Source organism: Kitasatospora sp. GAS1066B (genome assembly GCF_041262605.1).
Taxonomy (GTDB): Bacteria; Actinomycetota; Actinomycetes; order Streptomycetales; family Streptomycetaceae; genus Kitasatospora.
Window position 1 is genome coordinate 253,050 of the sequence record NZ_JBGCCO010000004.1, and the last position, 26,345, is coordinate 279,394.

The 26,345-nt window shown below is 73.5% G+C and carries 20 protein-coding genes and 1 riboswitch; of the genes, 6 read left to right on the plus strand and 14 right to left on the minus strand.

Features of this window, described 5'->3' with window-relative positions:
• The first annotated feature begins 337 nt into the window (after positions 1-337).
• On the plus strand, positions 338-1,501 hold the full coding sequence (locus ABH937_RS06100; RefSeq protein WP_370217457.1) for a hypothetical protein: 1,164 nt from the start codon (positions 338-340) through the stop codon (positions 1,499-1,501).
• Positions 1,502-1,506: 5 nt separating this feature from the next.
• Here ABH937_RS06100 and ABH937_RS06105 read toward each other — a convergent pair whose 3' ends face one another.
• Genes ABH937_RS06105 through ABH937_RS06125 form a run of 5 tightly spaced genes read right to left on the minus strand, consistent with a single transcriptional unit; the run spans position 1,507 to position 8,187 of the window.
• The gene (locus ABH937_RS06105; protein ID WP_370217458.1) at positions 1,507-2,865 is read right to left on the minus strand and encodes a cobyrinate a,c-diamide synthase; all 1,359 of its coding nucleotides are present in this window, start codon (positions 2,863-2,865) and stop codon (positions 1,507-1,509) included.
• 10 nt (positions 2,866-2,875) lie between these two features.
• Entirely contained in the window at positions 2,876-3,472 is a 597-nt protein-coding gene (cobO, locus tag ABH937_RS06110) for a cob(I)yrinic acid a,c-diamide adenosyltransferase (RefSeq protein ID WP_370217460.1), read from the minus strand.
• Between the two features lie 4 nt (positions 3,473-3,476).
• A complete protein-coding gene (locus tag ABH937_RS06115) occupies positions 3,477-5,537 on the minus strand; it encodes a putative cobaltochelatase (protein ID WP_370217510.1) in 2,061 nt (686 codons plus the stop codon).
• A gap of 35 nt (positions 5,538-5,572) precedes the next feature.
• A complete protein-coding gene (locus ABH937_RS06120) occupies positions 5,573-7,093 on the minus strand; it encodes a cobyric acid synthase (protein ID WP_370217461.1) in 1,521 nt (506 codons plus the stop codon).
• Positions 7,090-8,187: a cobalamin biosynthesis protein gene (locus ABH937_RS06125; protein ID WP_370217462.1), complete on the minus strand. Its 1,098-nt coding sequence runs from the start codon at positions 8,185-8,187 to the stop codon at positions 7,090-7,092. Before ABH937_RS06125 ends, ABH937_RS06120 begins: the two co-directional genes overlap by 4 nt.
• Positions 8,188-8,241: 54 nt before the next feature.
• A riboswitch (cobalamin riboswitch) is annotated at positions 8,242-8,377 on the minus strand.
• Between the two features lie 238 nt (positions 8,378-8,615).
• On the opposite strand from ABH937_RS06125, the gene ABH937_RS06130 reads away from it, so the two are divergent.
• The 4 genes from ABH937_RS06130 to ABH937_RS06145 all read left to right on the plus strand — a co-directional run bounded on the left by ABH937_RS06130 (position 8,616) and on the right by ABH937_RS06145 (position 12,708).
• Positions 8,616-9,335: an XRE family transcriptional regulator gene (locus tag ABH937_RS06130; RefSeq protein WP_280688963.1), complete on the plus strand. Its 720-nt coding sequence runs from the start codon at positions 8,616-8,618 to the stop codon at positions 9,333-9,335.
• 135 nt (positions 9,336-9,470) lie between these two features.
• Positions 9,471-10,598, plus strand: coding sequence for a hypothetical protein (locus tag ABH937_RS06135; RefSeq protein WP_280688964.1), 1,128 nt, complete (start codon positions 9,471-9,473; stop codon positions 10,596-10,598).
• A gap of 214 nt (positions 10,599-10,812) precedes the next feature.
• Positions 10,813-12,318 carry a hypothetical protein gene (locus ABH937_RS06140; protein ID WP_280688965.1) on the plus strand — a complete coding sequence of 502 codons (1,506 nt, stop codon included), beginning with the start codon at positions 10,813-10,815 and terminating at the stop codon, positions 12,316-12,318.
• A gap of 15 nt (positions 12,319-12,333) precedes the next feature.
• Entirely contained in the window at positions 12,334-12,708 is a 375-nt protein-coding gene (locus ABH937_RS06145) for a hypothetical protein (RefSeq protein WP_370217463.1), read from the plus strand.
• A gap of 77 nt (positions 12,709-12,785) precedes the next feature.
• Here the strand turns inward: ABH937_RS06145 and ABH937_RS06150 are convergent, their stop codons facing one another.
• The 9 genes from ABH937_RS06150 to ABH937_RS06190 form a co-directional block, all read right to left on the minus strand.
• Positions 12,786-13,679 (minus strand): phosphatidylcholine/phosphatidylserine synthase, encoded by an 894-nt coding sequence (locus ABH937_RS06150; RefSeq protein WP_370146270.1) that lies wholly within the window; start codon positions 13,677-13,679, stop codon positions 12,786-12,788.
• Positions 13,666-14,358 (minus strand): phosphatidylserine decarboxylase, encoded by a 693-nt coding sequence (locus tag ABH937_RS06155; protein WP_280688967.1) that lies wholly within the window; start codon positions 14,356-14,358, stop codon positions 13,666-13,668. The genes ABH937_RS06150 and ABH937_RS06155 overlap by 14 nt, the downstream gene beginning before the upstream one ends.
• A gap of 286 nt (positions 14,359-14,644) precedes the next feature.
• Entirely contained in the window at positions 14,645-15,847 is a 1,203-nt protein-coding gene (locus tag ABH937_RS06160; RefSeq protein WP_280688968.1) for an acyl-CoA dehydrogenase family protein, read from the minus strand.
• Between the two features lie 133 nt (positions 15,848-15,980).
• Positions 15,981-16,484, minus strand: coding sequence for a MaoC family dehydratase (locus ABH937_RS06165; RefSeq protein WP_280688969.1), 504 nt, complete (start codon positions 16,482-16,484; stop codon positions 15,981-15,983).
• 2 nt (positions 16,485-16,486) lie between these two features.
• Positions 16,487-17,446 carry a CoA ester lyase gene (locus ABH937_RS06170; RefSeq protein WP_280688970.1) on the minus strand — a complete coding sequence of 320 codons (960 nt, stop codon included), beginning with the start codon at positions 17,444-17,446 and terminating at the stop codon, positions 16,487-16,489.
• Positions 17,443-19,473 (minus strand): protein meaA, encoded by a 2,031-nt coding sequence (locus tag ABH937_RS06175; protein WP_370217464.1) that lies wholly within the window; start codon positions 19,471-19,473, stop codon positions 17,443-17,445. Before ABH937_RS06175 ends, ABH937_RS06170 begins: the two co-directional genes overlap by 4 nt.
• A gap of 1 nt (position 19,474) precedes the next feature.
• Complete coding sequence (gene ccrA, locus ABH937_RS06180) at positions 19,475-20,812, minus strand: crotonyl-CoA carboxylase/reductase (protein ID WP_280688972.1); 1,338 nt, start codon at positions 20,810-20,812, stop codon at positions 19,475-19,477.
• A 335-nt stretch (positions 20,813-21,147) separates the two neighbouring features.
• Complete coding sequence (locus tag ABH937_RS06185; protein ID WP_370217465.1) at positions 21,148-22,044, minus strand: TetR family transcriptional regulator; 897 nt, start codon at positions 22,042-22,044, stop codon at positions 21,148-21,150.
• Between the two features lie 317 nt (positions 22,045-22,361).
• Positions 22,362-24,173, minus strand: coding sequence for a 3-hydroxybutyryl-CoA dehydrogenase (locus ABH937_RS06190; RefSeq protein ID WP_280688974.1), 1,812 nt, complete (start codon positions 24,171-24,173; stop codon positions 22,362-22,364).
• 557 nt (positions 24,174-24,730) lie between these two features.
• On the opposite strand from ABH937_RS06190, the gene ABH937_RS06195 reads away from it, so the two are divergent.
• Positions 24,731-26,206, plus strand: coding sequence for a glutamine synthetase (locus ABH937_RS06195; RefSeq protein ID WP_370217466.1), 1,476 nt, complete (start codon positions 24,731-24,733; stop codon positions 26,204-26,206).
• Positions 26,207-26,345: the final 139 nt, after the last annotated feature.

Genomic DNA, 26,345 nt, shown 5'->3' on the forward strand with positions numbered 1-26,345 from the left:
CCAGATCTGTTACGACCGGGCGGCAGCGGCGTTCTCGGCTCGCGGGTGGAGCATGACCGACTGTTCCGCGGTCGGGCGGGGCGTATCGTACCGGGCGGGGCACCGGCGGTATGTCGTCTCCCTCGGCCGGGACGGCGGCCCGTGGCGGGCCCGAAGCGCCGCAGTCTGCGAGGTCGCCGAGGTTGTCCGCGCGGCTGGGCTGCACGGTGTGGAAGTCAGGGATGCCGACTTTCCACAACAGGCCAAGGGTTACGTCTACCGCCTGCACCGCCGATGGCAGTACACCCACTCCGCGCCCATGCGATGGGTCGGGAGATGCGTCCGGGCTCTTGGTCTCTTGGACACCGGTGACATCGTCAGGCTGCTGCCCGGAGCCAACGTAAGGGCGGAGGCCGATCGCCTCGAACGACGACTGGGCTACCAGGTCGGCGATCACACGCTCCGAGAGACCTGGCTCGATCAACCGCCGAAGCCGCGCGACCCCGCTGCCCCGAGCCACGAACCGGCCGACGGATCGCTGGGAATCAGCGACGATGCGGCGGCCGTCGTGGTGGCCACCGGGTTCACGATCTCCCTCTTCCTCGGTTCCGAGTTGCCCCTGGTCCGCTCAGCGGAGGCGCGTGCCCTGCTGACGGCGGCGTTCCTGCTGACGCTGCTCGGAGCCCTGGCCCTGGTCCACTCAGGTATGCGCCGCCGCGACGAGCTGTCCCCGCTACGGCGGTTCGCCCGGGTGTGCCTCGCAGCCGCGGCCACGACGGTCGTTCCCGCCGTGCTGGGCGCCGTCATGAGCAGCAGGGTCCCGCACCTCGAACCGAGGGTGCCGGTCGAAATCGCCCTGGTCGTGCTCGGCGCCAGCGGAACGGCCCTGCTCGCTCGCCGGTCCTGGCTTGTCCAAGCCGGGCTGGTCGCGGTGCCCGTGGCGCTGACGCTGCTGCGGCCGGTACTGCCCATCGGCGCCAACACGCTCTACGAGGTGTACCTGGAGGACTTCGACCTGAGGCCGGCCGAGCTGCCGGTCTCCACGCTCTGGCACGCGCTGGCGGGGCTGAGCGTGGTCTTCCTCGTCCTCAAGGTGTTGCTGGTGCCGCTGGGCGTGCTCGGCTGGCTGCGCTACTTCCATGTCAGGTTCCGACCGGCCATGGTGGCCTACCCCATGGTGGTCATCGTCCTCGCCACGTGGATGCTCGGGACCGTCCAGGTCACCATGACCCGACCGGCGCACGCCGCGGACAGACTCCGCTCGCAGGCCGTGGCCGGCCGGCCACCTGCCGCGTACTTCGGAATCCAGCCCCGTCTGGTCTGTGTCAGGGCGCTGTCCTCGAACATCCCGATCGACGGCGAGCCGCTTCCTCCAGGTCGGCCGCTGCTCTGGTTCGGCACGGTCACCGACCGTGCGCCGCTCTGGGATCCCCGGACGGGGGCGACCACCCGCCCGTTCGCGCGAGACGTGGCGATCGTTCCTGCGCACCCCGACGCGACCACCGGAGTGCTCGGCTGCTGAGCGCCTCAGCGCCCCGCAGCCGCCCCGGTGAAGCGCTCGGCGATGCCCGGCGCTCCCGCCCAGTGCAGGTGCAGGTAGCTCGCGTGCACGTTGCCCGCCGCGAAGCCCTCGGTGTGCGCGGCGCCGGCCGGGGTGCGCCAGGCCCAGGCGGGGGTGGGGCCGGCGGCCGGGTCGCAGGTGGTGCGGTGGAACTCGTGGCCGCGCACCCGGGTGCCGGTCACCGCCAGCGGGCTGTCGTGGAGGGCGACGGCCTCGCGGTAGCCGAGGGTGAGGCGTTCGGTCATCCGGGCGGTGGTGTCGAGCACGCCGCACATCGGGCGGCCGTCCAACTCGCGGCCCAGGTAGAGCAGTCCGGCGCATTCGGCGGCGATCGGGGCGCCGGTGGCGGCGAGCGCGGTGATCGCGCGGCGCAGCGGGGCGTTGTCGCTCAGCTCGGCGGCGTAGACCTCCGGAAAGCCGCCGCCGATCACCAGGCCTGACGTACCGTCAGGCAGCGCGGCGTCGTGCAGCGGGTCGAACGGGAGCACCTCGGCCCCGGCGGCGGTGAGGAGTTCGGCGTTCTCGGCGTACGAGAAGGAGAACGCGGCGCCGGCGGCCAGCGCGATCCGGGGGCGACCCGGCACGGCGCGGACCTCGGCGGCCGGGTCCCAGGCGGCGGCGGTCAGCGGCGGGGCGGAGCGGGCCAGCGCCAGCACCGCGTCCAGGTCGACCGAGGCGGCGATCAGTTCGCCCATGTCGGCGACCGCCCGCACGGCCTGTGTCGAGCGCTCCACCACCGGCACCAGGCCCAGGTGCCGCGAGGGCGTGGCGACCGAGGCGGTGCGCCGCACCGCGCCCAGCACCGGCACGCCCGCGCCCTCCTCCAGGGCCTCGCGCAGCAACTCCTCGTGCCGGTCGGAGGCGACCCGGTTGAGGATCACCCCGGCCAGGCGCACCTGCGGATCCCAGGAGGCGAAGCCGTGCACCAGCGCGGCCACCGACCGTGACTGCGAGGAGCCGTCGACCACCAGCACCACCGGGGCCCGCAGCAGCTTGGCGACATGCGCGGTGGAGGCCAACTCCCCGCGCCCCGAGGCCCCGTCGAACATCCCCATGACGCCCTCGACCACCGCCAGGTCCGCCCCGGCCGCGCCGTGCCGCAGCAGCGGCTCGATCAGCCCGGGCCCGCACAGGAAGGCGTCCAGGTTGCGCCCGGGCCGACCGGTGGCCAGGCCGTGGTAGCCCGGGTCGATGTAGTCCGGGCCGACCTTGTGCGGGGAGACCCTCAGGCCGCGCGCGGTGAGCGCGGCCATCAGGCCGGTGGCGACGGTGGTCTTGCCCGCGCCCGAGGAGGGCGCGGCGATCACGAGGCGGGGCAGCTGCATCAGGTGGGGCCTACCACTCGATCCCGCGCTGGCCCTTGCGGCCCGCGTCCATCGGGTGCTTCACCTTGGTCATCTCGGTGACCAGGTCGGCGAGTTCGAGCAGCGGTTCGGGTGCGTACCGGCCGGTGATCACCACGTGCTGCGAGCCCGGGCGGTCCCGCAGCACCTCGACCACCTCGGCCACGTCGATCCAGCCCCAGTGCATCGGGTAGGTGAACTCGTCCAGTACGTAGAGCCGGTAGGTCTCGGCGGCCAGGTCGCGCTTGACCTGCTGCCAACCCTCCTTGGCCGCCTCCTCGCTGGACTCCAGATCCCGCTGCACCCAGGACCAGCCCTCGCCCATCTTGTGCCAGGTGACGCTGCCGCCCTCGCCGGAGGCACCCAGCACCTTGAGCGCGTTCTCCTCGCCGACCTTCCACTTGGCGGACTTGACGAACTGGAACACCCCGATCGGCCAGCCCTGGTTCCAGGCCCGCAGCGCGAGCCCGAAGGCGGCCGTCGACTTGCCCTTGCCCGGGCCGGTGTGCACGGCGGTGATCGGCTGGGTGCGACGCTGACGGGTGGTCAGGCCGTCCTGGGGGACGATCTCGGGCTTGCCCTGCGGCATCGGGTCACGCTGCCTTTCGCGTAGCGGGGGAACGGTGGGCGTGCACCAGGGCGGCCACGCCCTCGGCGCGGAGTTCGTCCAGGGTGACGGTGGTGGCCCGCAGTCGGGCCGCCAGGGTGCGGGCCAGACCGAGCCGGACCGGGCCCGACTCGCAGTCGAGCACCACGGCGGCGGTGCCCTGCCCGGCCAGCAGCGCGGCGGCCTGCTCGGCCTGGGCCAGCGCACCGCGCCCGCCGGTGGCCCGGCCGTCGGTGACCAGCACCAGCAGCGGGCGGCGCAGCGGGTCGCGCAGCCGCTCCAGGCGCAGCACCTCGTGCGCGCGCAGCAGGCCGGCCGCCAGCGGCGTGCGGCCGCCGGTGGGCAGCTGCTCCAGGCGGGCCGCGCCGACCTCGACCGAGGAGGTGGGCGGCAGCGCCAGCTCGGCACCGGCGCCGCGGAAGGTGATCATGCCGATCTTGTCCCGGCGTTGGTAGGCGTCCATCAGCAGCGAGAGGACCGCGCCCTTGACGGCGGTCATTCGCTGCCGGGCCGCCATCGAGCCGGAGGCGTCGACCACGAAGAGCACCAGGTTGGACTCCCGGCCCCGGCGCACCTGCTCGCGGAAATCGTCCGTGCGCAGCTCCAGCGCCCGCCCGGCCCGGCCCCTGGCCAGCTGGTGGGGGGCGGCGGCCTGGAGGGTGGCGGACAGGTGCAGCCGGGTCAGCCGGCCCTGCGGGCGGCGGGACCTGATGGTGTGTCCGCCGTCGGTCTCGGCGGGGGAGCGGCGGCCCTGGGTGCCCTGCCCGGTGCCGGGGACCTTGAAGAGCCGAGTCCGGTAGGGCTCACCGGCCGCCACGGGGGCGGATTCGGGGGCGGGGGCGCCGCCGGGCCTGGGCAGCCGGGGCGGGGCGCTCTCGGCGGGCGCGTCCTGGGTGGGCGCGTCCTGGCTCGTGCCGGGGTCGGTGGACTCAGGTTCGGCGGGCTCAGGTCCGGTGGACTCAGGGCCGGCGGGCTCGGACGGCTCGGGCGCACCGCCACCGCCGTCCGGCCCACCGCCGGGACCGTCGTCGTCGCCGTCACCGTCGCCGTCCGGGTTGTCGTCCGCCGGCTCCTCGGCGTGCTCGCTCAGCGTCCGGTCCAGCTGCTCCTCGTCCAGCCCCGGCGCGTCGAACGGGTTGCGCCGCCGCCGGTGCGGCAGCGCGAGGCGCGCGGCCTGCCGCACGTCCTCCTCGTTCACCGCCGTCCGCCCGTCCCAGGCGGCCAGCGCGACCGCGGTGCGCGCCATCACGATGTCCGCGCGCAGCCCGTCCACCTCGAAGGCCGCGCAGACGGCGGTGATCTGACGCAGCGCCGGATCCCCGAGCAGCACGGACGGCAGCAGCGCCCGCGCGGTGGTGATCCGCTCGGCCAGCGCCCGCTCCTGGGCCGCGCACGCCGTCGCGAAGGCCGCCGGATCCGCGTCGTAGGCCAGCCGCCGCCGGACCACCTCGGCCCGCTCCGCCGGGTCCCGGGTGGCCGCGATCTCCACGGTCAGCCCGAACCGGTCGAGCAACTGCGGCCGCAGCTCGCCCTCTTCCGGGTTCATCGTGCCGACCAGCAGGAACCGCGCCGCGTGCCGCACCGAGACGCCCTCGCGCTCCACGTAGGAGCGGCCCATCGCCGCCGCGTCGAGCAGCAGGTCCACCACGTGGTCCTGGAGCAGGTTGACCTCGTCGATGTAGAGCACGCCCCGGTGCGCCTGGGCCAGCAGGCCTGGCTCGTAGGCCTTGACGCCCTCGGCCAGCGCCCGTTCCAGGTCCAGCGAGCCGACGATCCGGTCCTCGGTCACGCCGACCGGCAGCTCCACCAGGCGTGCGGCCCGGTCCGCCACCGGGCCGGCCGCGTGCGGCCCATCCGGGCACTGCGGGTCCGGCGAGGCGGGGTCGCAGGCGAACCGGCACCCCTCGACCACCGCGATCGACGGCAGCAGCCCGGCCAGCGCCCGCACCATGGTCGACTTCGCGGTGCCTTTCTCGCCGCGCACCAGCACCCCGCCCACGGCCGGCGAGACCGCGTTGAGCAGCAGGCCGAGCCGCAGGTCCGCCATCCCGACGATGGCGGTGAACGGGTATCGGACGTCACTCACAGGCTCTCCTCCATTGCGCGCGCCGCCGGCGCTCCCGGCGGCACGAACGGCAGCGTGCCGCCCACCCCGCCCTCGATCAGCCGCCACAGCGCGTCCGTGTCGGCGTGCTCCTCGATCAGATCCCCGAGCCGGTCCAGCCGCTCCTCGCGGGCGGCGGCGAACGAGGTGTCGGGCGCCGGGACGAAGTCCCGCCCCGCCACCGCCGCGACCTCGCGCAGGAACGCCCGGCGGAAGCCGTCGTTCTCCAGCGCCCCGTGCCAGGTGGTGCCCCAGACCGCGCCCTCGCGGCAGCCGTCCAGGAAGGGGGCGCCACCCTCCACCGTCACCACACCGTGGTGGATCTCGTAGCCCACGACCCGCTCGCCGTAGGCCTCGCCGACCGGCCGTCCGAGCACCTTCTCCCGCCCGAACTCGACCGCGGTGGGCAGCAGTCCGAGCCCGGCCACCGCACCGGCGCCCGACTCGACGGCGTCCACGATCCGCCGCCCGAGCATCTGGTAGCCGCCGCAGATCCCGAGCACCGGCCGCCCGGCCGCCGCCCGCTCGCGCAGCGGCTTCTCCAGGCCGCGCTCGCGCAGCCAGGCCAGGTCGGCGACGGTGGCCCGGGTGCCGGGCAGCACCACCAGGTCGGCGTCGGCCAGTTCCTCGGGGCGGGTGGCCCAGCGGACCAGCACCCCCGGCTCCTGGGCCAGCGCGTCCAGGTCGGTGAAGTTGGAGAGCCTGGGCAGCCGCGGCACGGCCACCCGCAACACCTCGGCGCCGTACGGCCCCGCCGAGCAGCGGTCCACCACCGCGCCGAGATCCAGCGAATCCTCGGCGTCCAGCCACAGACCGGGCAGCATCGGCAGGGTGCCGAGCACCGGGCGCCCCGTCATCTCGTGCAGCATGTCGAGGCCCGGGCGCAACAGCCGGGCGTCGCCGCGGAACTTGTTGACCAGCCAGCCCGCCACCAGCCGCTGGTCCTCGGGCGAGAGCAGCGCCAGGGTGCCGAACATCGCGGCGAAGACCCCGCCGCGGTCGATGTCGCCGACCACCACCACCGGCAGCTCGGCGGCCCGGGCCAGGCCCATGTTGGCGATGTCGCGGTCCCGCAGGTTGATCTCGGCCGGCGAGCCCGCCCCTTCGCAGATCACCACGTCGAACCGGCGGCGCAGGTCGGCCAGGCACTCCAACGAGCGCTCCAGCAGGTAGGGCTTGCGCTCGCGGTAGTCGAGCGCGCCCACCTCCGCGATCGGCCGGCCCAGCAGCACCACCTGGCTGCGGCCGTCGGCGCCGGGCTTGAGCAGCACCGGGTTCATCGCGGCCTCCGGCTCCACCCGGGCGGCCTGCGCCTGCATCACCTGGGCCCGGCCGATCTCCGCGCCGTCCAGGGTGACCATCGAGTTGAGCGACATGTTCTGCGCCTTGAACGGCGCCACCTTGACGCCCCGGCGGGCCAGCCAGCGGCAGATCCCGGCGGTCACCACGCTCTTCCCGGCGTCCGAGGTGGTGCCCGCGACCAGCAGTGCGTTGCTCATGTCCGTCCCCTCCCAGGGCCGCGGCCCAGCACGGCGGCACGCAGTGCCACCGTGGTCCCCAGCGCCAGCAGGCCCACCCGGCGGGACAGCCGGCAGGCCCGTTCGATGTCCGCCACCGCCACCGGGCGCAGCTCGGCGCCCAGCACCGGCCGCTCCTCGACGCGCTGGCGTGACTCCCCACCCGCCTCCGGGCGCTCCTGAGCCGGTGCCGACGTTCCTCGCTCCGGCGCTCCCTCGTTCCTCGGTCGCTTGTCGTTCGTCTCTTTCGACACCGGCGCGCCCTTCGGCTCGTAGGCATAGCGCAAGGTGCCACCGAGCCGCACGCCGAGCGCGCCCGCGAAGGCCGACTCGGCCTGCCCGGCGTTCGGGCTCGGGTGCGCGCCGCCGTCCCGCCGCCACACCCGCCAGGCGGTACCCCGGTGCTCGGCCGCCGCCACCGTGAGCAGCGCGGTCAGCCGGGCGCCGGGCCAGCCGGCCAGGTCGTCGAGCCGGGCAGCCGCCCAGCCGAACCGGCGGTACCGCGGTGACTTGTGGCCGACCATCGCGTCCAGCGTGTTGACGGCGCGAAAGCCCAGCAGGCCGGGCGCGCCCGCCAGCGCGCCCCAGACCAAGGCGTTCACCACGGCGTCGGCGGTGTTCTCGGCCACCGACTCGACCACGGCGCGGGCGATCTGCTGCTGGTCAAGACCGCTCGGGTCGCGCCCGCACAGGTGCGGCAGGCGCTGCCGCGCGGCGGCCAGGTCACCGGCCGTCAGCGCGGCGCCGATGGTGCGTGCCTCGCGGGTGAGCGAGCTGCCGCCGAGCACGGTCCAGGTGGCAGCGGCGGTCAGCAGCGCGCCGTCCCGGCGCGGGCCGTGGTCCAGCAGCCGGGCGAGCCCCGCCGCGCCGCCTGCCACCGCGCCCACGCAGAGGGCGGTGTGCAGGGCTCCGGCGCCGCGGTGGTCGCGCCAGAGCGTGTGTTCGAGCCGGGTGGCCGCGCGGCCGAAGGCGGCCACCGGATGGCCGCGTCGCGGATCGCCGAACCGGGCGTCGGCGGCATAGCCGGCCAGGGCGCCGAGGGCGTACGGAAGCGCGCGGTGGAAAACCCCCGCCATGTGTCGCGTGTCCTCACTCAGGGTCCGCGCCCTGGATCGACGTACCGGCGGCGAGAGTCTCCTGGCTCCCGGGTGGCTGACACACGCCCGGGCCTTCCAACGACCCTGTGGCGGGTTGCCGTGACCATGCGTCGGGCGTGCTCCCCGGTGACAGTGGCGGGACCGCGCCGGATTCGCACCGGCTTCCTCTCCTTGCCTCCGTTTGGCCCATGGATCCCATCACGCGTGCGAACGGGGAGTCAACCAGGCCTCGGGACTGGTTGATCACACGAGCGGATGGTGCGGCGAAACCGTTATTACCTCCGAGTAGTGGTGCGGGTGGGGCGCCGGCCGTTGGTGAATCGTCCAAGGGCGGTTGACGGCCCGTCGCGTGGCTTCGTGCGTTCGGCGACTGGGGGTGCGCGGACCCCGGCCCTAGCGTTCGGCTCATGCGAAGAAGCCGGCCGCCGGCCCCCACCCCGGTCCCGTTCTCCCCGCAGGCCGCCCGGGCGCACCGCGTCGGCCTCGGCCTGACCTCCGAGCAGCTGACCGGGGCGCTGGCCGCGCACGGCGTGCGCCTGCTCCCCACCCACGTGCTCGGCTGGGAGAGCGGCGAGCTGCACCCCACCGAGGAGGAGCTGATCGCGCTGGCCCGCGCGCTCTGGTGCCCGGCGGTGCAGCTGATGGGCGTGGCGCCGGCCACGCTGCGCGACTTCCGGGTGGCCCGCGAGCTCAGCCAGGAGCAGGCCGCGACCCGGATCGGCATCGGCCTGCGCAGCTACGCCGACGCCGAGCTGACCGGGCGGTGGACCGGGAACGAGGAGCAGAGCGCCGCGCTGGCCGAGGCGCTCGGCCTGACCCTGCGCGACCTGGTCCGGGTCCAGGGCGCCGAGCAGGAGCTGGAGCAGCGGCTGCGCCAGTGCGTGGACGGCCGCTGGCAGGCCCAGTCGAAGGCGATCGGCAAGCTGGTTCCGGTGCCCCGGGAGACCCTGGGCCGGGTGCTGGCCGCGCTGCAGAGCGAACGCCAGGCGACCGCCGGCCACTGGGGCGCGGGCAGCTGGGGCTCGTCGACCCCCGCCGCGCCCGCGCCGCAGCAGCCGGAGCAGGCGCCGATCGACCGGTTCTGGACCCTGCTGGCGGCCCAGGACATCGGCGGCCTGCGGGTCTGAGCCACGGCTCGCGGCGCTCTGCCCGGTGTCCCCGGCCGAGCCCGGACGGCGCCCCAGCGGTGGCCGCGAGGCGAGGCTCGCGATGGACTGGAAACGTCGTGTCCGCGCCGCCGCCACCACTCCAGGGAGAAACCCATGCGTTGGAGAACCGCCGTCGCCGCAGCCACCGCCGTCGCCGCCGGAGCGGGTGTGGCCGCCCTGCTGATCGGGCGTCGGGTCTCCGACCTGAGCCTGCGCCCCGAGCTCGCCGAGGACGGCGACCGCAAGGGCGAGCCCGCGCTGCGGGTGCACGAGATCGGCCCCGAGGAGGTCACCCTGACCCGGACGGTGGCCGCCTCCCGGCGCGGCCGCTACGCGCTGGACTGGCCCGGCGGTCACGCGGTGGTCGGTGCGGTCCTGCGCACCGGCCCGCAGACCGTCACCCGCCGCCTGGAGCTGACCGCCGGCAGCCCGCCCGCGGCCGGCGCCGAGGTCGAGCTGAGCCCCTGGGTGCTGCGCGGCGACCCGGGCTCGGCCTGCGGCCTGGACTACATGGACGTGCTGGTCGACGGCGAGCTCGGCGCGCTGCCCGCCTGGTACGTCCCGGCGGTGCGCGGTACCTGGGTGATCCTGGTGCACGGGCGGCTGGCCGAGCGCCGCCAGGCGCTGCCGGTGCTGCCGCTGCTCCAGCGGCTCAACCTGCCCGCCCTGGTGATCAGCTACCGGGGCGACCAGGGCGCGCCGGCCTCGCCGGATGGGATCGGCCACTTCGGCGAGACCGAGTGGCGCGACGTCGAGGCGGCGATCCGGTTCGCCAAGGAGGCCGGCGCCGGGCGGATCGTGCTCTACGGCTGGTCGGTCGGCGCGGCCATGGTGCTGCGCACCGCCGCCGAATCGGAGTACCGCCCCCAGCTGGCCGGGCTGATCCTGGACTCGCCGGTGCTCGACTGGTCGGCCTCGGTGCGCGGCGTCGCGGCCCGGGCCGGGATGCCCGGCGCGCTGGCCGGGCGGTTGGGCGCGCTGGCCGCCGAGGGGCGCACCGGGGTGGATCCGGCGGGATTCGCCAAGCTCGCCGACGGCGTCGAACTGGACGTCCCGGCCCTGCTGCTGCACAGCCCGCAGGACGCCGTCGCCCCGTTCGACGCCGCCCGGCGGCTGGCCGACCAGCGACCGGACCTGGTGAGCCTGCGCCGCATCCCCGACGCCGGGCACGCGGCGCTCTGGAACGCCGACCCGCACGGGTACGAGGAGGCGCTGCGCCGCTTCCTGACCCCGCTGCTCTGAATCTCGTCCTGGGGCCTCGTCCCACAGGGTGCGTTCGGTCACCTCTTGACCACGGTCCGTGCCCCCGCTACTGTCGTGCACAGGTCACCGCACTGTCCCTGGGCCCGGTTTGGCCGCTCTTGCCCCGAGTCGGCCACCCCGGCAACCTCGATCTGCCGAAGACGCGCCGAACTCGATGTGACAGAAGCCCCGTACACGGGGAAGACTGCACGGCGTGACGTCTCGGAATCCGCGCGACCGTGATGCCCCGCTCCCGCCGACCACGGGTACCGGCGCGACGGTGACCCGTCTACCCGGTACGGCCCGCCGCGCCGACAGTGCGCAGCCGGGCCGCCCTGCCGCCACCCGTCGACGCACCCCCAAGCCGGCTCCGGGCCGCGGTCGCGTGCCGCTGCCCGACGGCTTCCCCGGACCCGCCGAGCTGGCCCCGCCGGCCCGCCGGATGCTCGCCGACGCGGTCCGCATCGCGCGCTGGGCCGGCGAGCTGGCGGCCGTCGACAAGCGCGGCGAACTGCTCCCCGACGACGCCCGGGCGGCCGGCCGAGCGCTGGCGATGACGGTGGGCGCCGCCGCGAAGGCATGGGGCCAGGCGCTGCTGGTCGGCCTGGTCGAGCCCCGGGACGGCGGCGCGGCCCCCGGCTGGCGGCTGCACGCCTGGGAGCACGACGACGAGGCCGTGCTGCGCGGCTGGTCCGCGCTCTTCGACGCCTGGACGCTGCTCGCGCCGGTCCCGCCGGCCGCGCTGCGCGGGGTCTTCGCGGTGCTCGCCGGCCAGGCCGTCGACCAGGCGCCGCAGCTGCTCTCCTTCCTCCACCTGGTGGACGGCCCGGTCGCCGAGAGCGAGTTGATGGAGCTGCTCCGCCGCGGCCTGGACGAGCGCCGGCACGGCTCCGGTACGGGCTTCGCGACGCTGTCGCCGGTCCCGCACGCGGCCTCCGCCGTCTCGGCCGTCCGCGGCACCTGCCGCGAGCCGCAGATCGACACCCCGCCCGCGCCCTCGGACATCGCCGCCGTGCTGGACTGGATGCTCGACGGCCTGGCCGCCGTCGGCGCCGTGGTCCGCGCGGACGCCGCCGCCGAGCTCTCGCCGCTCGGCCACTGGGCGGTGCGCGCCAAGCTGGAGGACATCTGCACGGTCGCCCAGACCGAGGCCGGCCACATCGAGCAGAGCGCCCTGGAACTCCTCGACGCCTGCGCGAACTACTCGCCCGGCCCGGCCCGCGCCGAGTACCGGGCCTGGGTCGCGGCCCGTCCGGTGGACCGCGCGGTGGCCGAGCTGCTGGAGGCCGCCCAGGGCGAGGACGCGCTGCTGCGCGGGCTCGCCTTCGAGGCGCTGCGGGTGGCCGGCGGCACCGCCGAGCAGGCGGTCCGGGCGACCGTCGACAACCCGGTGCTGCGCCCCTACGCCCTGCTCTGGCTGGCCGAGCAGCTGGACGAGGGCGGCGTGGTCCCGTCCGACGTGCTGAGCGCCGAGGACGCCGCCTGGCTCTGGGTGGACACCGCCGCCGCCGTCCTCGACCACGGTGAGACCGAACTGCTGGTCGGCCACGTCGAGGGCGCGAGCGCCGGCGACCCGGTCCGCCTCTTCGCCCGCGCCCGCCAGTCCGGCCACGCCCGCGCGGCCTCCGTGCTGACCGCGGTGGCCGGCGTGCACCCCGACCCGGCGGTGGCCCGCGCGGCCCGGCGCTCGGCGTTCAGCGTGCACACCGGCGGGGCCTGACGGGTCGTCACGCCGGTGCCGGCCACCCGGATCGAACTGACCAGGGACAGCGTCGCGGCGGGCGACGACACCGACGCCCCGCACCAGCGGGTGCTGGAGCCCCCCGAGCGGACCGTCCTCGACGCGGCGGCGGTGGCCGACCTCGCGGCCGGCTACCTCGCGCGGATCGGCGGCGGGCGGGCCACCTGGGTGCTGCGCGCCGCCGGCGGGACCGCTCTCGCGGTGCTGGCCCAGCAGTGGCCGCAGCCGCGCCTGCTGAGCAGCCGTCAGGTCCCCTTCGCGAGCCTCGCCGAGCCGGACGGTACCGTCCGGCTGCACTTCGAGTACCTCGCCCAGCAGGACCCCGAGGAGCTGTTCGCCCGTCTCGGCAGGACCCCGGACGCCTCCTGACGCCAAACACCGGACGCCAGACGCCCGCGGCCCCGGACCAGGAGGTCCGGGGCCGCGGGCGTCTGCTCGGTGTGCGGTCAGCAGCCGCGCGACTCCGCGCGGCGGGCGCGCACGTCGCCGACCTTCTGGCCGACCTTGCGGCGGATCACCAGGAGCGGGGCCATGGCGGCCAGCGCGATCTGGGCGATGGCGCCGATGTGCATCAGCACGTCGCCGCCGGGCAGACCGGCCGCCCAGGCGGCCAGGCAGCCGATCGAGACGACGATCCAGCCGAGGGTGGCGGTGGCCAGTAGGCCCTGCGGCTTGGGGTACTCGACCTGGCTGACCATCAGGTAGGCCACGCCGAAGATGGCCAGCAGGCCGGCCAGGAACGGCGGGTCGAGCAGCACGATGGCGATCACCGTCATGGCACCCATCGGGCAGGGCATGCCCTGGAAGACCCCGGGCCGCATCTTCACCGCGGAGAACCGGGCCAGCCGCAGCACGACCGCCAGCAGCACGGTGATCGCGATGAAGGCGGAGAGCCCCTGGCTGGTGCCCGGGCCGCCGACGATGCCCCAGACGGCGACGAAGTAGGCGGGCGCGATGCCGAAGCTGATCAGGTCGGCCAGGTTGTCCAGCTCCGCGCCCAGCGCCGAGGAGCGCAGCTTGCGGGCCACCAGGCCGTCGAAGAGGTCGCACATCGAGCCGAGCAGCAGCAGGGTCACCGCGGTGGCCGCGCCGTGCCGGATCATGCCGCCGGTGCCGTCACCGGTGCCGCTGATGTGCGGGATGAGCATGTTGGTGGTGATCGAGTAGATCGCCAGGAAGCCGCAGACGGCGTTGCCCAGGGTCAGGAAGTCCGCCGTGGACAGGGCCTGCGGTGAGCGCGGCGCGCGCAGCTCGCGGTCGCGTGCCCAGCGGCGCCTGCGCAACTCGGTCTCCTCCGAGTCGCCGAGGCCCACCAGGGTCTCGGGATCAGTCACGGTCAAGGCGTGTCACCCCCGCGGTCGTCTTCTGTCCGACCTCGACGCCGACCTCGACGCCGGCCGGCAGGTAGGTGTCGACGCGGGAGCCGAACCGGATCAGGCCGATCCGTTCGCCCTGCTCGACCTTGGTGCCGGCGGGCACGTACGGCACGATGCGGCGCGCCACGGCGCCCGCGATCTGCACCATCTCGATGTCGCCGAGCTCGGTGTCGAAGTGCCAGACGACGCGCTCGTTGCGGTCGCTGTCCTTGTTGAACGCGGGCACGAAGCCGCCGGCGATGTGCTCGACGGAGCTGACGGTGCCCGGCAGCGGAGCCCGGTTGACGTGCACATTGAGCGGGCTCATGAAGATCGCGACGCGGGTCCGGCCGTCCGGCCAGGCGTCGATGCTCTGCACCACGCCGTCGGCCGGCGAGATCACTCTGCCGACGCCGATCTCACGCTCGGGGTCGCGGAAGAACCACAGCATGCCCGCGCTGAGCGCGCAGGTCGGTACCGCCGCCAGAGCCCACTTGCCGTTCCGCTTGGTGAGAGCGGTGGTCAGGGCCGCGGTGGCCAGGGTCGGGACGAACCAGGGGGTGGCTCCGCGCGCGATGGTCACGCGGGGTCGCCGGCCGGCCGTCTCGGGAGCGAAGGCATCGCGCTCCGTGACGGAGGTGTGAGGGGACGAGCTGATGGGCATCGAAGACCTTTGTCGCGGGGGATCTTGGCCTGCACGGGGGCCAACCGCGGGGATCGGGTGATAAAGGGGACAGCTGCTGTCCCGGTGGATGCTATCGGGAGCAGGCGGTAGGTGGGCAACCCGCCTGCACGTTCAACTGTCTCCAGCCGTGCCGGAGCACACGCGCTATGTGTACGACCGTAGCGGGCGCGCCCCCGGTTCCCAAGGGCCCGCTCAAGATCCGTGAGTCATCTCTCAGCGCTGCGGGTGGGCCCTGGGGCCGGGTCGGGCCCACCCGCTTCGAGCCCTATTCGGCGATCTTGTACTCCTCCAGCAAGCGTCGCCCGACGATCATCTTCTGGATCTCCGCAGTGCCTTCACCGATGAGCAGCATCGGCGCCTCGCGGTAGAGGCGCTCGATCTCGTACTCCTTGGAGAAGCCGTAGCCGCCGTGGATCCGGAAGGCGTCCTCGACGACCTCCTTGCAGTACTCGGAGGCGAGGTACTTGGCCATCCCGGCCTCCAGGTCGTTGCGCTCGCCGCTGTCCTTCTTGCGGGCGGCCATCACCATCATCTGGTGCGCGGCCTCGACCTTGGTGGCCATCTCGGCGAGCTTGAACTGGATCGCCTGGTGCTCGGAGATCTTCTTGCCGAAGGTCGAGCGCTGCTGGGCGTAGGAGATGCCGAGTTCGAAGGCGCGCCGGGCCACTCCGCAGCCGCGCGCGGCCACGTTGACCCGGCCGACCTCGACGCCGTCCATCATCTGGTAGAAGCCCTTGCCGGGCACGCCGCCCAGGACCCGGTTCGCCGGGATCCGGACGTCCTGGAGCACCAGCTCGGTCGTGTCGACGCCCTTGTAGCCCATCTTCTCGATCTTGCCGGGCACGGTCAGGCCCGGCACCGTCGGGTTCGGGCCGAACCCGGGGGTCTTCTCGATCAGGAAGGTGGTCATGTTGCGGTAGGGGGTGCTCGCGCCCTCGTCGGTCTTGCAGAGCACCGCGACCAGGGTGGAGGTGCCACCGTTGGTCAGCCACATCTTCTGCCCGTTGATGACGTAGTCGTCGCCGTCCCGGACGCCCTTGGTGCTGATCGCCGACACGTCCGAGCCCAGGCCCGGCTCCGACATCGAGAAGGCACCGCGGATCTCGCCGGCCGCCATCCTGGGCAGGAAGTAGTCCTTCTGCTCCTGGGTGCCGTGCGCGTTGATCATGTGCGCCACGATGAAGTGGGTGTTGACGATGCCGGAGACCGACATCCAGCCGCGGGCGATCTCCTCGACCACCAGGGCGTAGGTGAGCAGCGACTCGCCGAGGCCGCCGTACTCCTCGGGGATGGTCAGGCCGAACAGGCCGAGCTGCTTCATGCCCTCGACGATCGCGGTCGGGTACTCGTCCCGGTGCTCCAGCTCGGTGGCGACCGGGATGATCTCCTTGTCGACGAAGTCCCGCACGGTGGCGAGGATGTCCCGCTGGATCTCGGTGAGGCCGTCGGTCTGTGCGAGGCGTCCCATCGTGCGGCTCCCTATCTGTAAGGCGGTGAGGGTGGGGTGCGGGGCCCCGCGGAGCGTGACTTCCGCGGGGCCCCTGACCGGAGAGCGACCGATGACGGCGGCCGCTCGGTCCGGGGTCCGGTGGGGGCGGGGATCAGCTGAGCGGCGTCGGCCGGCCGGGCTGCTCGCCGCCGCGCTCCTTGATGTACGTCGCGGTCGGCACCATCACCTTGCGGCGGAAGACGCAGACGACCGTGCCGTCCTGCTTGTAGCCCTTGGTCTCGACGTGGACGATGCCGCGGTCGTCCTTGGACTTGGACGGCCACTTGTCGAGCACCGTGGTCTCGCCGTAGAGGGTGTCGCCGTGGAAGGTCGGCGCGATGTGCCGCAGCGACTCGATCTCCAGGTTGGCGATCGCCTTGCCGGAGACGTCCGGGACGGACATGCCGAGCAGCAGCGAGTAGATGTAGTTGCCGACCACGACGTTGCGGCCGAAGTCCGTCGTCTTCTCCGCATAGTTGGTGTCCATGTGGAGCGGGTGGTGGTTCATGGTCAGCAGGCAGAAGAGGTGGTCGTCGTACTCGGTGACGGTCTTCCCGGGCCAGTGCTTGTAGACCGCGCCGACCTCGAACTCCTCGTAGGTGCGTCCGAACTGCATGATCAGGCCTCCGGGGCTTCGAACTTGGACAGCCGGGTCATGCCGGCCGCCCGGCCCTTGCCGGAGACGACCAGCGCCATCTTGCGGCTGGCCTCGTCGATCATCTCGTCGCCGAGCATCGCCGAGCCCTTGAAGCCGCCGGCCTCCGAGGTGCACCAGTCGTAGGCGTCCAGGATCAGCTCGGCGTGGTCGTAGTCCTCCTGCGAGGGCGAGTAGATCTCGTTCGCGGCGGCGACCTGGTCCGGGTGCAGCACCCACTTGCCGTCGAAGCCCAGCGCGGCGGACCGGCCGGCCACCTCGCGGTACCCCTCCTGGTTGCGGATCTGAAGGTAGGGGCCGTCGATCGCCTGCAGATCGTTGGCACGGGCCGCCATCAGGATGCGCATCAGGATGTAGTGGTAGGCGTCGGCCGGGTAGCCGGGCGGCTGCTCGCCGACCACCAGGGACTTCATGTTGATCGAGGCCATGAAGTCGGCCGGGCCGAAGATGATGGTCTCCAGGCGCGGCGAGGCGGTGGCGATCGCGTCGACGTTGATCAGGCCCTTGGCGTTCTCGATCTGCGCCTCGATGCCGATCCTGCCGACCTCGAAGCCCATCGTCTTCTCGATCTGGGTGAGCAGCAGGTCCAGCGCCCGCACCTGCTCGGCGTCCTGCACCTTGGGCAGCATGATGCAGTCCAGGTTCTGGCCCGCGCCCTCGACCACCGTGATCACGTCACGGTAGGTCCAGTGCGTGGTCCAGTCGTTGACCCGGACCGTCCTGGTCTTGTTGCCCCAGTCGCCGTTGTTCAGGAAGTCGACGATGGTGTGCCGCGCGCTCTCCTTGACCAGCGGGGCACAGGCGTCCTCCAGGTCGAGGAAGACCTGGTCGGCCGGCAGGCCCTGGGCCTTCTCCAGGAAACGCGGGTTGCTGCCGGGCACGGCGAGGCAGGAACGGCGCGGGCGCAGGCGATTGGCAGTCATGCGAGAGTCTCTTCCTTCGTGGGGACGAGGATCGGGTCCAGCCGGTTGGCCAGCCGGATCTCGTCCACGATCCGGCCGATGATGGTGGTGATGCCGAAGTCCTTCGGGGTGAACACGGCGGCGACGCCGGCGGCCTTGAGGGCCTCGCCGTCCGCAGCCGGGATGATGCCACCCACGATCACGGGCACATCCTCCACCCCTGCCCGGTGCAGCCGCCGCAGCACGTCCGGGACGAGCTCGGTGTGCGCGCCCGAGAGGATCGACAGCCCCACGCAGTGCACGTCCTCGGCGACCGCCGCCGCGACGATCTGCTCCGGCGTCAGACGGATACCCTGGTACACCACTTCGAAGCCCGCGTCCCGGGCCCGTACCGCGATCTGCTCGGCGCCGTTGGAGTGCCCGTCCAGACCCGGCTTGCCCACCAGCAGCCGCAGCTTGCCGGCGCCCAGCTCGGCCGCCGTGGCCGCGACCGCCGCCCGCACCGCGGCCAGCTCGCCGCCCGGCTCGGCCGCCACCGCCACCGGCGCGCCGCCGACCCCGGTGGGGGCCCGGTACTCGCCGAAGACCTCGCGCAGTGCGAAGGCCCACTCGCCGGTGGTCACCCCGGCCCGCACGCAGGCCAGGGTGGCGGCCATCAGGTTGGCCTCGGTCGCGGCGACCGCCTTCAGCTCGGTCAGCGCGGCCTGGGCCGCCGCCTCCTCGCGCTGCGCCTTCCAGGCCGCCAGGCCGTCGAGCACGGCCTGCTCCGCGGCCGGGTCGACCACCATGATCGCGGTGTCCAGGTCGGCGGTGAGCGGGCTCGGCTCGGTGGTGTCGAAGCAGTTCACGCCGATGATCTTGTCTTCGCCGGCCTCGATCCGGGCCCGCCGCTCGGCGTGCGAGGCGACCAGCGCCGACTTCAGGTAGCCGGACTCGACGGCCGGGATCACCCCGCCCATCCCCAGCACCTTGGCGATCTCCGCCTCGGCGCCGGCCAGCAGTTCGGCGGTCTTCGCCTCGACCACGTGCGAGCCGGCGAACAGGTCGCCGTACTCCAGCAGGTCCGACTCGTAGGCGAGCACCTGCTGGATCCGCAGCGACCACTGCTGGTCCCAGGGCCGGGGCAGGCCCAGCGCCTCGTTCCAGGCGGGCAGTTGGACCGCCCGCGCGCGGGCGTCCTTGGAGAGGGTGACGGCGAGCATCTCCAGCACGATCCGCTGGACGTTGTTCTCCGGCTGCGCCTCGGTCAGGCCGAGCGAGTTGACCTGCACGCCGTAGCGGAACCGGCGCTGCTTGGGGTCCTCGATGCCGTAGCGCTCCAGGGTGATCTTCTCCCAGAGCCGCCCGAAGGCGCGCAGCTTGCACATCTCCTCGATGAACCGCACACCGGCGTTGACGAAGAAGGAGATCCGCCCGACCACCTCGCCCATCCGCTCGGCCGGCACCTGGCCGGAGTCGCGCACCGCGTCCAGCACGGCGATCGCGGTGCCCATCGCGAAGGCGATCTCCTGCACCGGCGTGGCCCCGGCCTCCTGCAGGTGGTAGCTGCAGATGTTGATCGGGTTCCACTTGGGGATGGTGGAGACCGTGTAGGCGATCATGTCGGTGATCAGCCGGACCGACGGTCCCGGCGGGAAGACGTGCGTCCCGCGCGACAGGTACTCCTTGACGATGTCGTTCTGGGTGGTGCCGGTGAGCTTGGTGATGTCGGCGCCCTGCTCCTCGGCGACCACCTGGTACATGGCCAGCAGCCACATCGCGGTGGCGTTGATGGTCATCGAGGTGTTGGTGCGCTCCAGCGGGATGCCGTCGAAGAGGGTCCGCATGTCGCCCAGGTGCCCGACCGGGACGCCGACCCGGCCGACCTCGCCGCGGGCCAGGATGTGGTCCGCGTCGTAGCCGGTCTGGGTGGGCAGGTCGAAGGCGACCGAGAGGCCGGTCTGGCCCTTGGCGAGGTTGCGCCGGTAGAGGGCGTTGGAGTCACTCGCGGTGGAGTGGCCCGCGTACGTCCGCATCAGCCACGGCCGGTCCTTCTGACGCTCTGTCATGTCAGATGTCCCTGAAGCGGTTGATGGCGTCCAGGTGGGTGGCCCGCAGCTCGTGGTCGCGCACGCCCAGGCCCTCCTCGGGGGCCAGGCAGAGCACGCCGACCTTGCCCTGGTGCTTGTTGTGGTGCACGTCGAGGGCGGCCTGGCCGGTCTGGTCGAGCGAGTAGACCTTGGAGAGGGTGGGGTGGATCTTGCCCTTGGCGATCAGGCGGTTGGCCTCCCACGCCTCGCGGTAGTTGGCGAAGTGCGAGCCGACGATCCGCTTGAGCGACATCCACAGGTAGCGGTTGTCGTACTGGTGCATGTAGCCGGAGGTGGAGGCGCAGGTGACGATGGTGCCGCCCTTGCGGGTGACGTAGACGCTGGCGCCGAAGGTCTCGCGGCCCGGGTGCTCGAAGACGATGTCCACGTCCTCGCCGCCGGTCAGCTCGCGGATCCTGCTGCCCAGGCGCTTCCACTCGCGCGGGTCCTGGTTGTGCTCGTCCTTCCAGAACTTGTAGCCCTCGGCGCTGCGGTCGATGATCGCCTCGGCGCCCATCTTCCGGCAGATCTCGGCCTTCTGGTCGTTGGAGACCACGCAGATCGGGGTGGCGCCGCCGGCCAGCGCGTACTGGGTGGCGTACGAGCCGAGGCCCCCGCTGGCGCCCCAGATCAGCACGTTGTCGCCCTGCTTCATGCCGGCACCGTTCTGGCTGACCAGCTGGCGGTAGGCGGTGGAGTTGACCAGGCCGGGGGAGGCGGCCTCCTCCCAGCTCAGGTGCGCGGGCTTGGGCATCAGCTGGTTGGTCTTCACCAGGGCCAGCTGGGCCAGGCCGCCGAAGTTGGTCTCGAAGCCCCAGATCCGCTGCTCCGGGTCCATCATCGTGTCGTTGTGCCCGTCGGAGCTCTCCAGCTCCACCGACAGGCAGTGCGCGACCACCTCGTCGCCCGGCTTCCAGGCGTTGACGCCGACGCCGGTGCGCAGCACCACGCCCGCGAGGTCGGAGCCGAGCACGTGGTAGGGCAGGTCGTGCCGCTTGGTCAGCGGCGACAGGCGGCCGTAGCGCTCCAGGAAGCCGAAGGTGGAGACCGGCTCGAAGATCGAGGACCAGACGGTGTTGTAGTTGACGGCGCTGGCCATCACCGCCACCAGGGCCTCGCCCGGGCCGAGTTCGGGCAGCGCCACGTCGTCGAGGTGGAGCGACTGGCGCGGGTCCTTGTCGCGGCTGTCGAGGCCGGCGAACATCTGTTCCTCGTCCTTGTGGAGCGTGACCGCCCGGTAGGACTCCGGCAGCTTCAGGGCGGCGAAGTCCGCCGTGGTGCTGTCGGCGCTGAGGATCGCGTCGAGGATTTCCTTCATGGCTGCCTCCGAAGGCGTACCTGTGTGAGGGCCGCACAGGGCGTCTGGGGGAGCCGGGAGCGGACACCGGCTTCGCAGGGTCTTTGGGTGGATTGGCTCGCCCCCTGGGTGTGGGGACGCCGGACTACGACGCGCCGAGGTGGGGAGCCGCGGCGCCGCGACTGGTGGGTAACAAGCTACTGGCACCCTGTGCCACTCGTAAAGACACTCGGTGCCACGATTTTCCGCCTATTCCCGAGCCCCTGCCAGGCGGTCGGAAAGGGCAGTCGAAAACCGCCGAAGGCCCACCCCTTGCTGCTCGGGATGGGCCTTCTGACCTGCGATTTCAAGGCGGTTCAGCGATTGAGCGCGGCCCTGATCCTGTCCAGGACCAGGTCCAGCGGGGCGTCGGTGCGAGCCACTGTGATGAGCACCTCACCGCCCGGGGTGGCACTCAGTGCGCTCGTTGCGGCCAGTTCCACCGGCGTCCCGATGTCATCAGTGGCACCGGGTGTCACGACAGTGCCACGGCGTCTCACCCCGCGCGGCGGGGTGGCCCAGAAGGTGCCCCGGATCACCTCGAAGGAGTGGTCCAGCTGCGCCTCCACGTCGCCGTGGCCGCCGGCCCGCAGCCAGCGGCGCAGGACGTGGTTGTGCGCCGCGACCACCGCCGCCGCCGAGACCTCGGCGAGCATCGAGTCGTCGTCCCCGCCGTGCTGCCAGCCCGGCGGGATGGCCGCGCCCGTCGTCCCGGTGTCGACCGCGGCGTCGAACCGGCCCAGCAGGTAGCGGGTGAAGAGCCGCTCGTAGCGGGCCACCACCGCGATCTCCCGCTCGCGCAGCGCCGGGACCTGACGGATCAGCTGGTAGCGGGCCACCGAGACGCCGGGGGTGGAGGCGTACATGTGCAGCACCTCCTTGATCCCCCGGCAGACCACGTCCAGCGGGTGCTCCTCCGGCTCGGCGCTGGCCAGCAGGTCGGCCACCCGGACCAGGGTGTCGTCGTGGTCCGGGAAGATCGCCTCCTCCTTGGAGCGGAAGTAGCGGAAGAAGGTCCGCCGGGCCACGCCGGCGGCGGCGGCGATCTGATCGACCGTCGTCTCCTCGTACCCCTGGGTGGCGAACAGCTCCATCGCGGCCGCCGCCAGGTCCTGGCGCATCTGCAGGCGTTGGGCCGCGGCCCGGCGGCTGCCGGGTCCCGGCTCCGCGACGGTACGCACGTCCTGCTCGGCGGATGACTGTTCCCGATCCATGGCTGGAACGCTACACGCCTGGGTGAGCTGCCCCGGCGCCGTGCGCGGCAACGGGCGGCGAACCGGGGCTGCCGGCGGGCTGACCGCCGGGCGCGGCCAGCGGGCCGCGACCGCGCCGTCGCCCCAGACCGGGCGCAGCGGACGTGATTCGCCACGCCGGTCGGCCCGTTGCTGCCCGGCTGGCCCGGGGCCGTTGGGCACGGGGCCGCTGGGCGCGGAGCTGCCGGGCACGGGGCCGCTGGGCGCGGAGCTGCCGGGCACCGGGCCGCTGGGCGCGGGATTGCCGGGCTGGGGGCCGCCGGACGGCTGGCCGGCGGTCATCGGCGCGCGTGGTCGCGGAAGCCGCGGCCGGTCTTGCGGCCCAGGCAGCCGGCCGCCACCAGGTGCTCCAGCAGCGGCGCGGCCGCCAGACCCGGCTCGCGGAACTCCTGGTGCAGCACCCGCTCGATGGTCAGCGAGACGTCCAGGCCCACCACGTCGAGCAGTTCGAACGGCCCCATCGGGTAGCCGCAGCCCAGCTTCATCGCGGTGTCGATGTCGTCCACCGTCGCGTAGTGCTCCTCCAGCATCCGCACCGCGTCGTTCAGGTAGGGGAAGAGCAGCGCGTTCACGATGAACCCGGCCCGGTCGCCGCACTCCACCGGGTGCTTGCGCACCTTGGCGCAGACCTCCAGGACGGTCGCGGTGACCTCGGGGTCGGTCAGCACCGTGGAGACCACCTCGACCAGCTTCATCGCGGGCGCCGGGTTGAAGAAGTGCATCCCGATCACGTCGCGCGGCCGCCCGGTGGCGCTCGCGCAGCTGATCACCGGCAGCGAGGAGGTGGTGGTGGCCAGCACCGCGCCCGGCTTGCAGACCTTGTCCAGCGCGGCGAACAGCTCGCGCTTGACCGCCAGGTCCTCGGCCACCGCCTCCAGCACCAGGTCGGCACCGGCCAGGTCGCTCTGCTGCCCGCTCGGGGTGACCAGGGCGAGCGCGGCGTCGCGCTGCTCGGCGGAGAGCCGGCCCTTCTCCACCGAGCGGTCCAGCGAGCGGGTGAGCTGGGCCTTGGCCTTCGCCGCCTTCTCCTGGCTGCGGGCGACCAGGGTCACCGGGTAGCCGGCCTTGGCGAAGACCTCGACGATGCCGGTGGCCATGGTGCCCGAGCCGCAGACGCCGACGCTCGTGATCGGCCGGCCGGCCACCCGCGCGGCGGCCGCGGCGCCGGCCTCGGCCACCACCTTGGAGGAGCCGGGCGCCTCGTAGGTGTAGAAGCCGCGGCCGGTCTTGCGGCCGAGCAGCCCGGCGGCGACCAGCTGGCCGAGGATCGGCGCGGGGGCGTGCAGCCGGTCCCTGGACTGCTCGTACATCGCCTCGAGCACGGTGCGCGCGGTGTCCACGCCGATCAGGTCGAGCAGCGCCAGCGGGCCCATCGGCAGGCCGCAGCCCAGCCGCATCGCGGCGTCGATGTCCTCCCGGGTGGCGTACCTGGACTCGAACATCGCCGCGGCCTGGTTGAGGTAGGCGAAGAGCAGGCCGTTCACCACGAAGCCGGCCCGGTCACCGGCCGCCACCGGCTCCTTGCCCAGCGATCGGGCGAACTCGGCCGCCTGCAGGGCGACCTGAGGGGTGGTCAGGACGGTGCGGACCACCTCGACCAGCTTCATCGCGTGCACCGGGTTGAAGAAGTGCAGGCCGAGCACCCGCTCCGGGCGGGCGGTGGCGGCGGCGATCCGGGTCACCGAGAGCGAGGTGGTGCCGGTGGCCAGCACCGTCTCGGGCGGGCAGATCCGGTCCAGCTCGGCGAAGATCTCCCGCTTGAGTTCGAGCTGCTCGGGGACCTCCTCGATCACCAGGTCGGCCGTGGCGGCGGCGTCCAGCTGCTCGCCGACGGTGATCAGGGTGAGCAGCGCGGTGCGCTCCTCGGGGGTGAGCCGCTCGCGCTCGACGGCGTGCGCGGTGGCCTCCTCGATCCGGGCCAGCGCCCGGGCGGCGGACGCGCCGTCGGCCTCGATGCCGATCACCCGGCGCCCGCTGCGGGCGATCGCGACGGCGATGCCCGCGCCCATGGTGCCGAGACCCACCACGGCGACGGTGGGGAAGGGGTGCAGCGGGGCGGCGGCGGTGGTGCTGCTGTCGGGAGCCTGCATCGTTGCTGGTCCTTTCGGGTGGCCCGACCGGGCTGCCGAGGCATGGCCGGGGGAGGGCGGGGCGGCCCGTGAGCGGGGGCCGTCGCGCGGCCTGGGGCGCGGTACGGCGTACGAGGGGCGGGTACGGCGTACGAACGCGGCGCACGGCTACGCGGGGCGGCGAGCGCTGGGCGTCGGGCTGAGGCGTGAGGTGTGGGGCTGGTGACGGCGACCGGCGGTGGCTGGTGATGGTCGCGGCTCTCGTGGTCGGGCCGGTCCGCTCCGGGCCGTACCGCGAGATGTCCGCGCCAGGGAGGTGACTCCCCGAACCAGCTGAAAATGCCGGGTGAAGTGAAGGAAGCGGCACCCCGGCCGCACGTGTGACGCGCGGCGCCTCGCCGGTGCGGCTCCCGAAGCCCGGCGGTGGTGCGTGCGGTCACTGTAGCGAAGTTACCGCGAGGTAGGAAGGGTGCCGGCGAGGGCAGATCGTGGCATTCGGCGGGCCGTCAGCTTCGGGGTGCCGGAACCACTCGTCCGGGTAATACCGGGGCCATCGCCCGCGCGGGAGCATGGGTCGTATGGGCACCACCATGGCTGAGCAGGACGGATCGCCGCTCGAATCACCGGATGCGTCGCCGTTCGGATCATCGTTCGGATCACCGTTCGGGTCGCCCGCCGACGAGCCGCTCGGCGCCGAGCTGCGCGCCGAGCGCGCCGCCCGGGCTCGGATCGCCGCCGCCCGGCTCGCCGCCGAGGGCGTCGAAGGCGTGATCCTCAGCTGGGTGGACAACGCCGGTCTCACCCGGGTGAAGACCGTCCCGGTCCGCCGCCTGGAGCACGCGGCCGCCTGGGGCGTCGGCGCCGCCCCCTGCTTCGACGTCTTCCTCGTCGACGACTCGGTCACCACCAGCCGCCACATCGGCGGCCCGGCCGGCGACCTGCGGCTGATCCCCGATCTGCACCGGCTCACCCGGCTGTCCGCCCAGCCCGGTTGGGCCTGGGCCCCCGCCGACCGCTACGCCCAGGACGGCTCGGTGCACCCCGGCTGCCAGCGCCGCTTCGCCCGCCGGCTGACCGGGGCGGTCTCGGCGCGCGGGATCGAGCTGCGGGCCGGGATCGAGATCGAGTGGGTGGTGGCGCTGGCCGGCGCCCCCGGCGAGCCGCCCTGCTACCCCACCTTCGGCCCCGCCTACGGCCTGCACCGCCTGGTCGACCTCTCCGACTACCTGCGCGACCTGCTGCACGCGCTGGACGAGCAGGGCCTGAGCGTCCTGCAGCTCCACCCCGAGTACGCCCCCGGCCAGTTCGAGGTCTCGCTGGCCCCCGAGGGCCCGCTCGGCGCAGCCGACACCACCGTGCTGGTCCGCCAGACCATCCGCGCGGTCGGCGTCCGGCACGGCCTGCGCACCTCGTACGCCCCGGCCGTCGAGCCAGGCACCGTCGGCAACGGCGGCCACCTGCACCTCTCGCTCTGGCGCGGCGAGCACAACCTCGGCCAGGGCGGCCCCGGCCGCTACGGCCTGACCGGCGAGGCCGAGTCCTTCCTGGCCGGCGTGCTGGCCGAACTGCCCGCACTGCTCGCGCTCGGCGCGCCCAGCCCCGCGAGCTACCTGCGCCTGGTCCCGCAACAGTGGGCCGGCGCCTACCAGTGCTGGGGCCTGGAGAACCGCGAGGCCGCCCTGCGGCTGATCCCCGGGCCGCCCGGCGAGGGCCCGGCCGGTGCCAACGCCGAGCTCAAGTGCTTCGACGCGGCAGCCAACCCCTACCTCCTGGTCGGCAGCGTGCTCGCGGCCGGCCTCGCCGGTCTGGACGCCCGCCGCTCGCTGCCCGCCGAGGTCCCCGGCGACCCGGCCGCCCTGCCCGAAGGCGAGATCCCCCGGCTGCCGAGCAGCCTGGCGCAGGCCCTCGCCGAGTACCGCACCTCCGGCATCCTGCGCGAGGCACTCGGCGATCCGCTCTACGAGGCGGTGCTGGCGGTGCGGTTGGGCGAGCTGGCGCTCTTCGACGGGCGCTCGCCCGAGGAGCTGGCGGCGGCGACCCGCTGGCGGTACTGAGGGCCGAGCCGGCCGCCGAGACCTGTCCCGCGCCTGGGCCGGCGCAGGAAGCGAGATCGATGGCCACCCTGTTCCCCCGTTGCTCATGAACCGTGCTCGGCCGCTCAGCCGTGCCACCCCGGGGCGGAGGTCGTCCGCA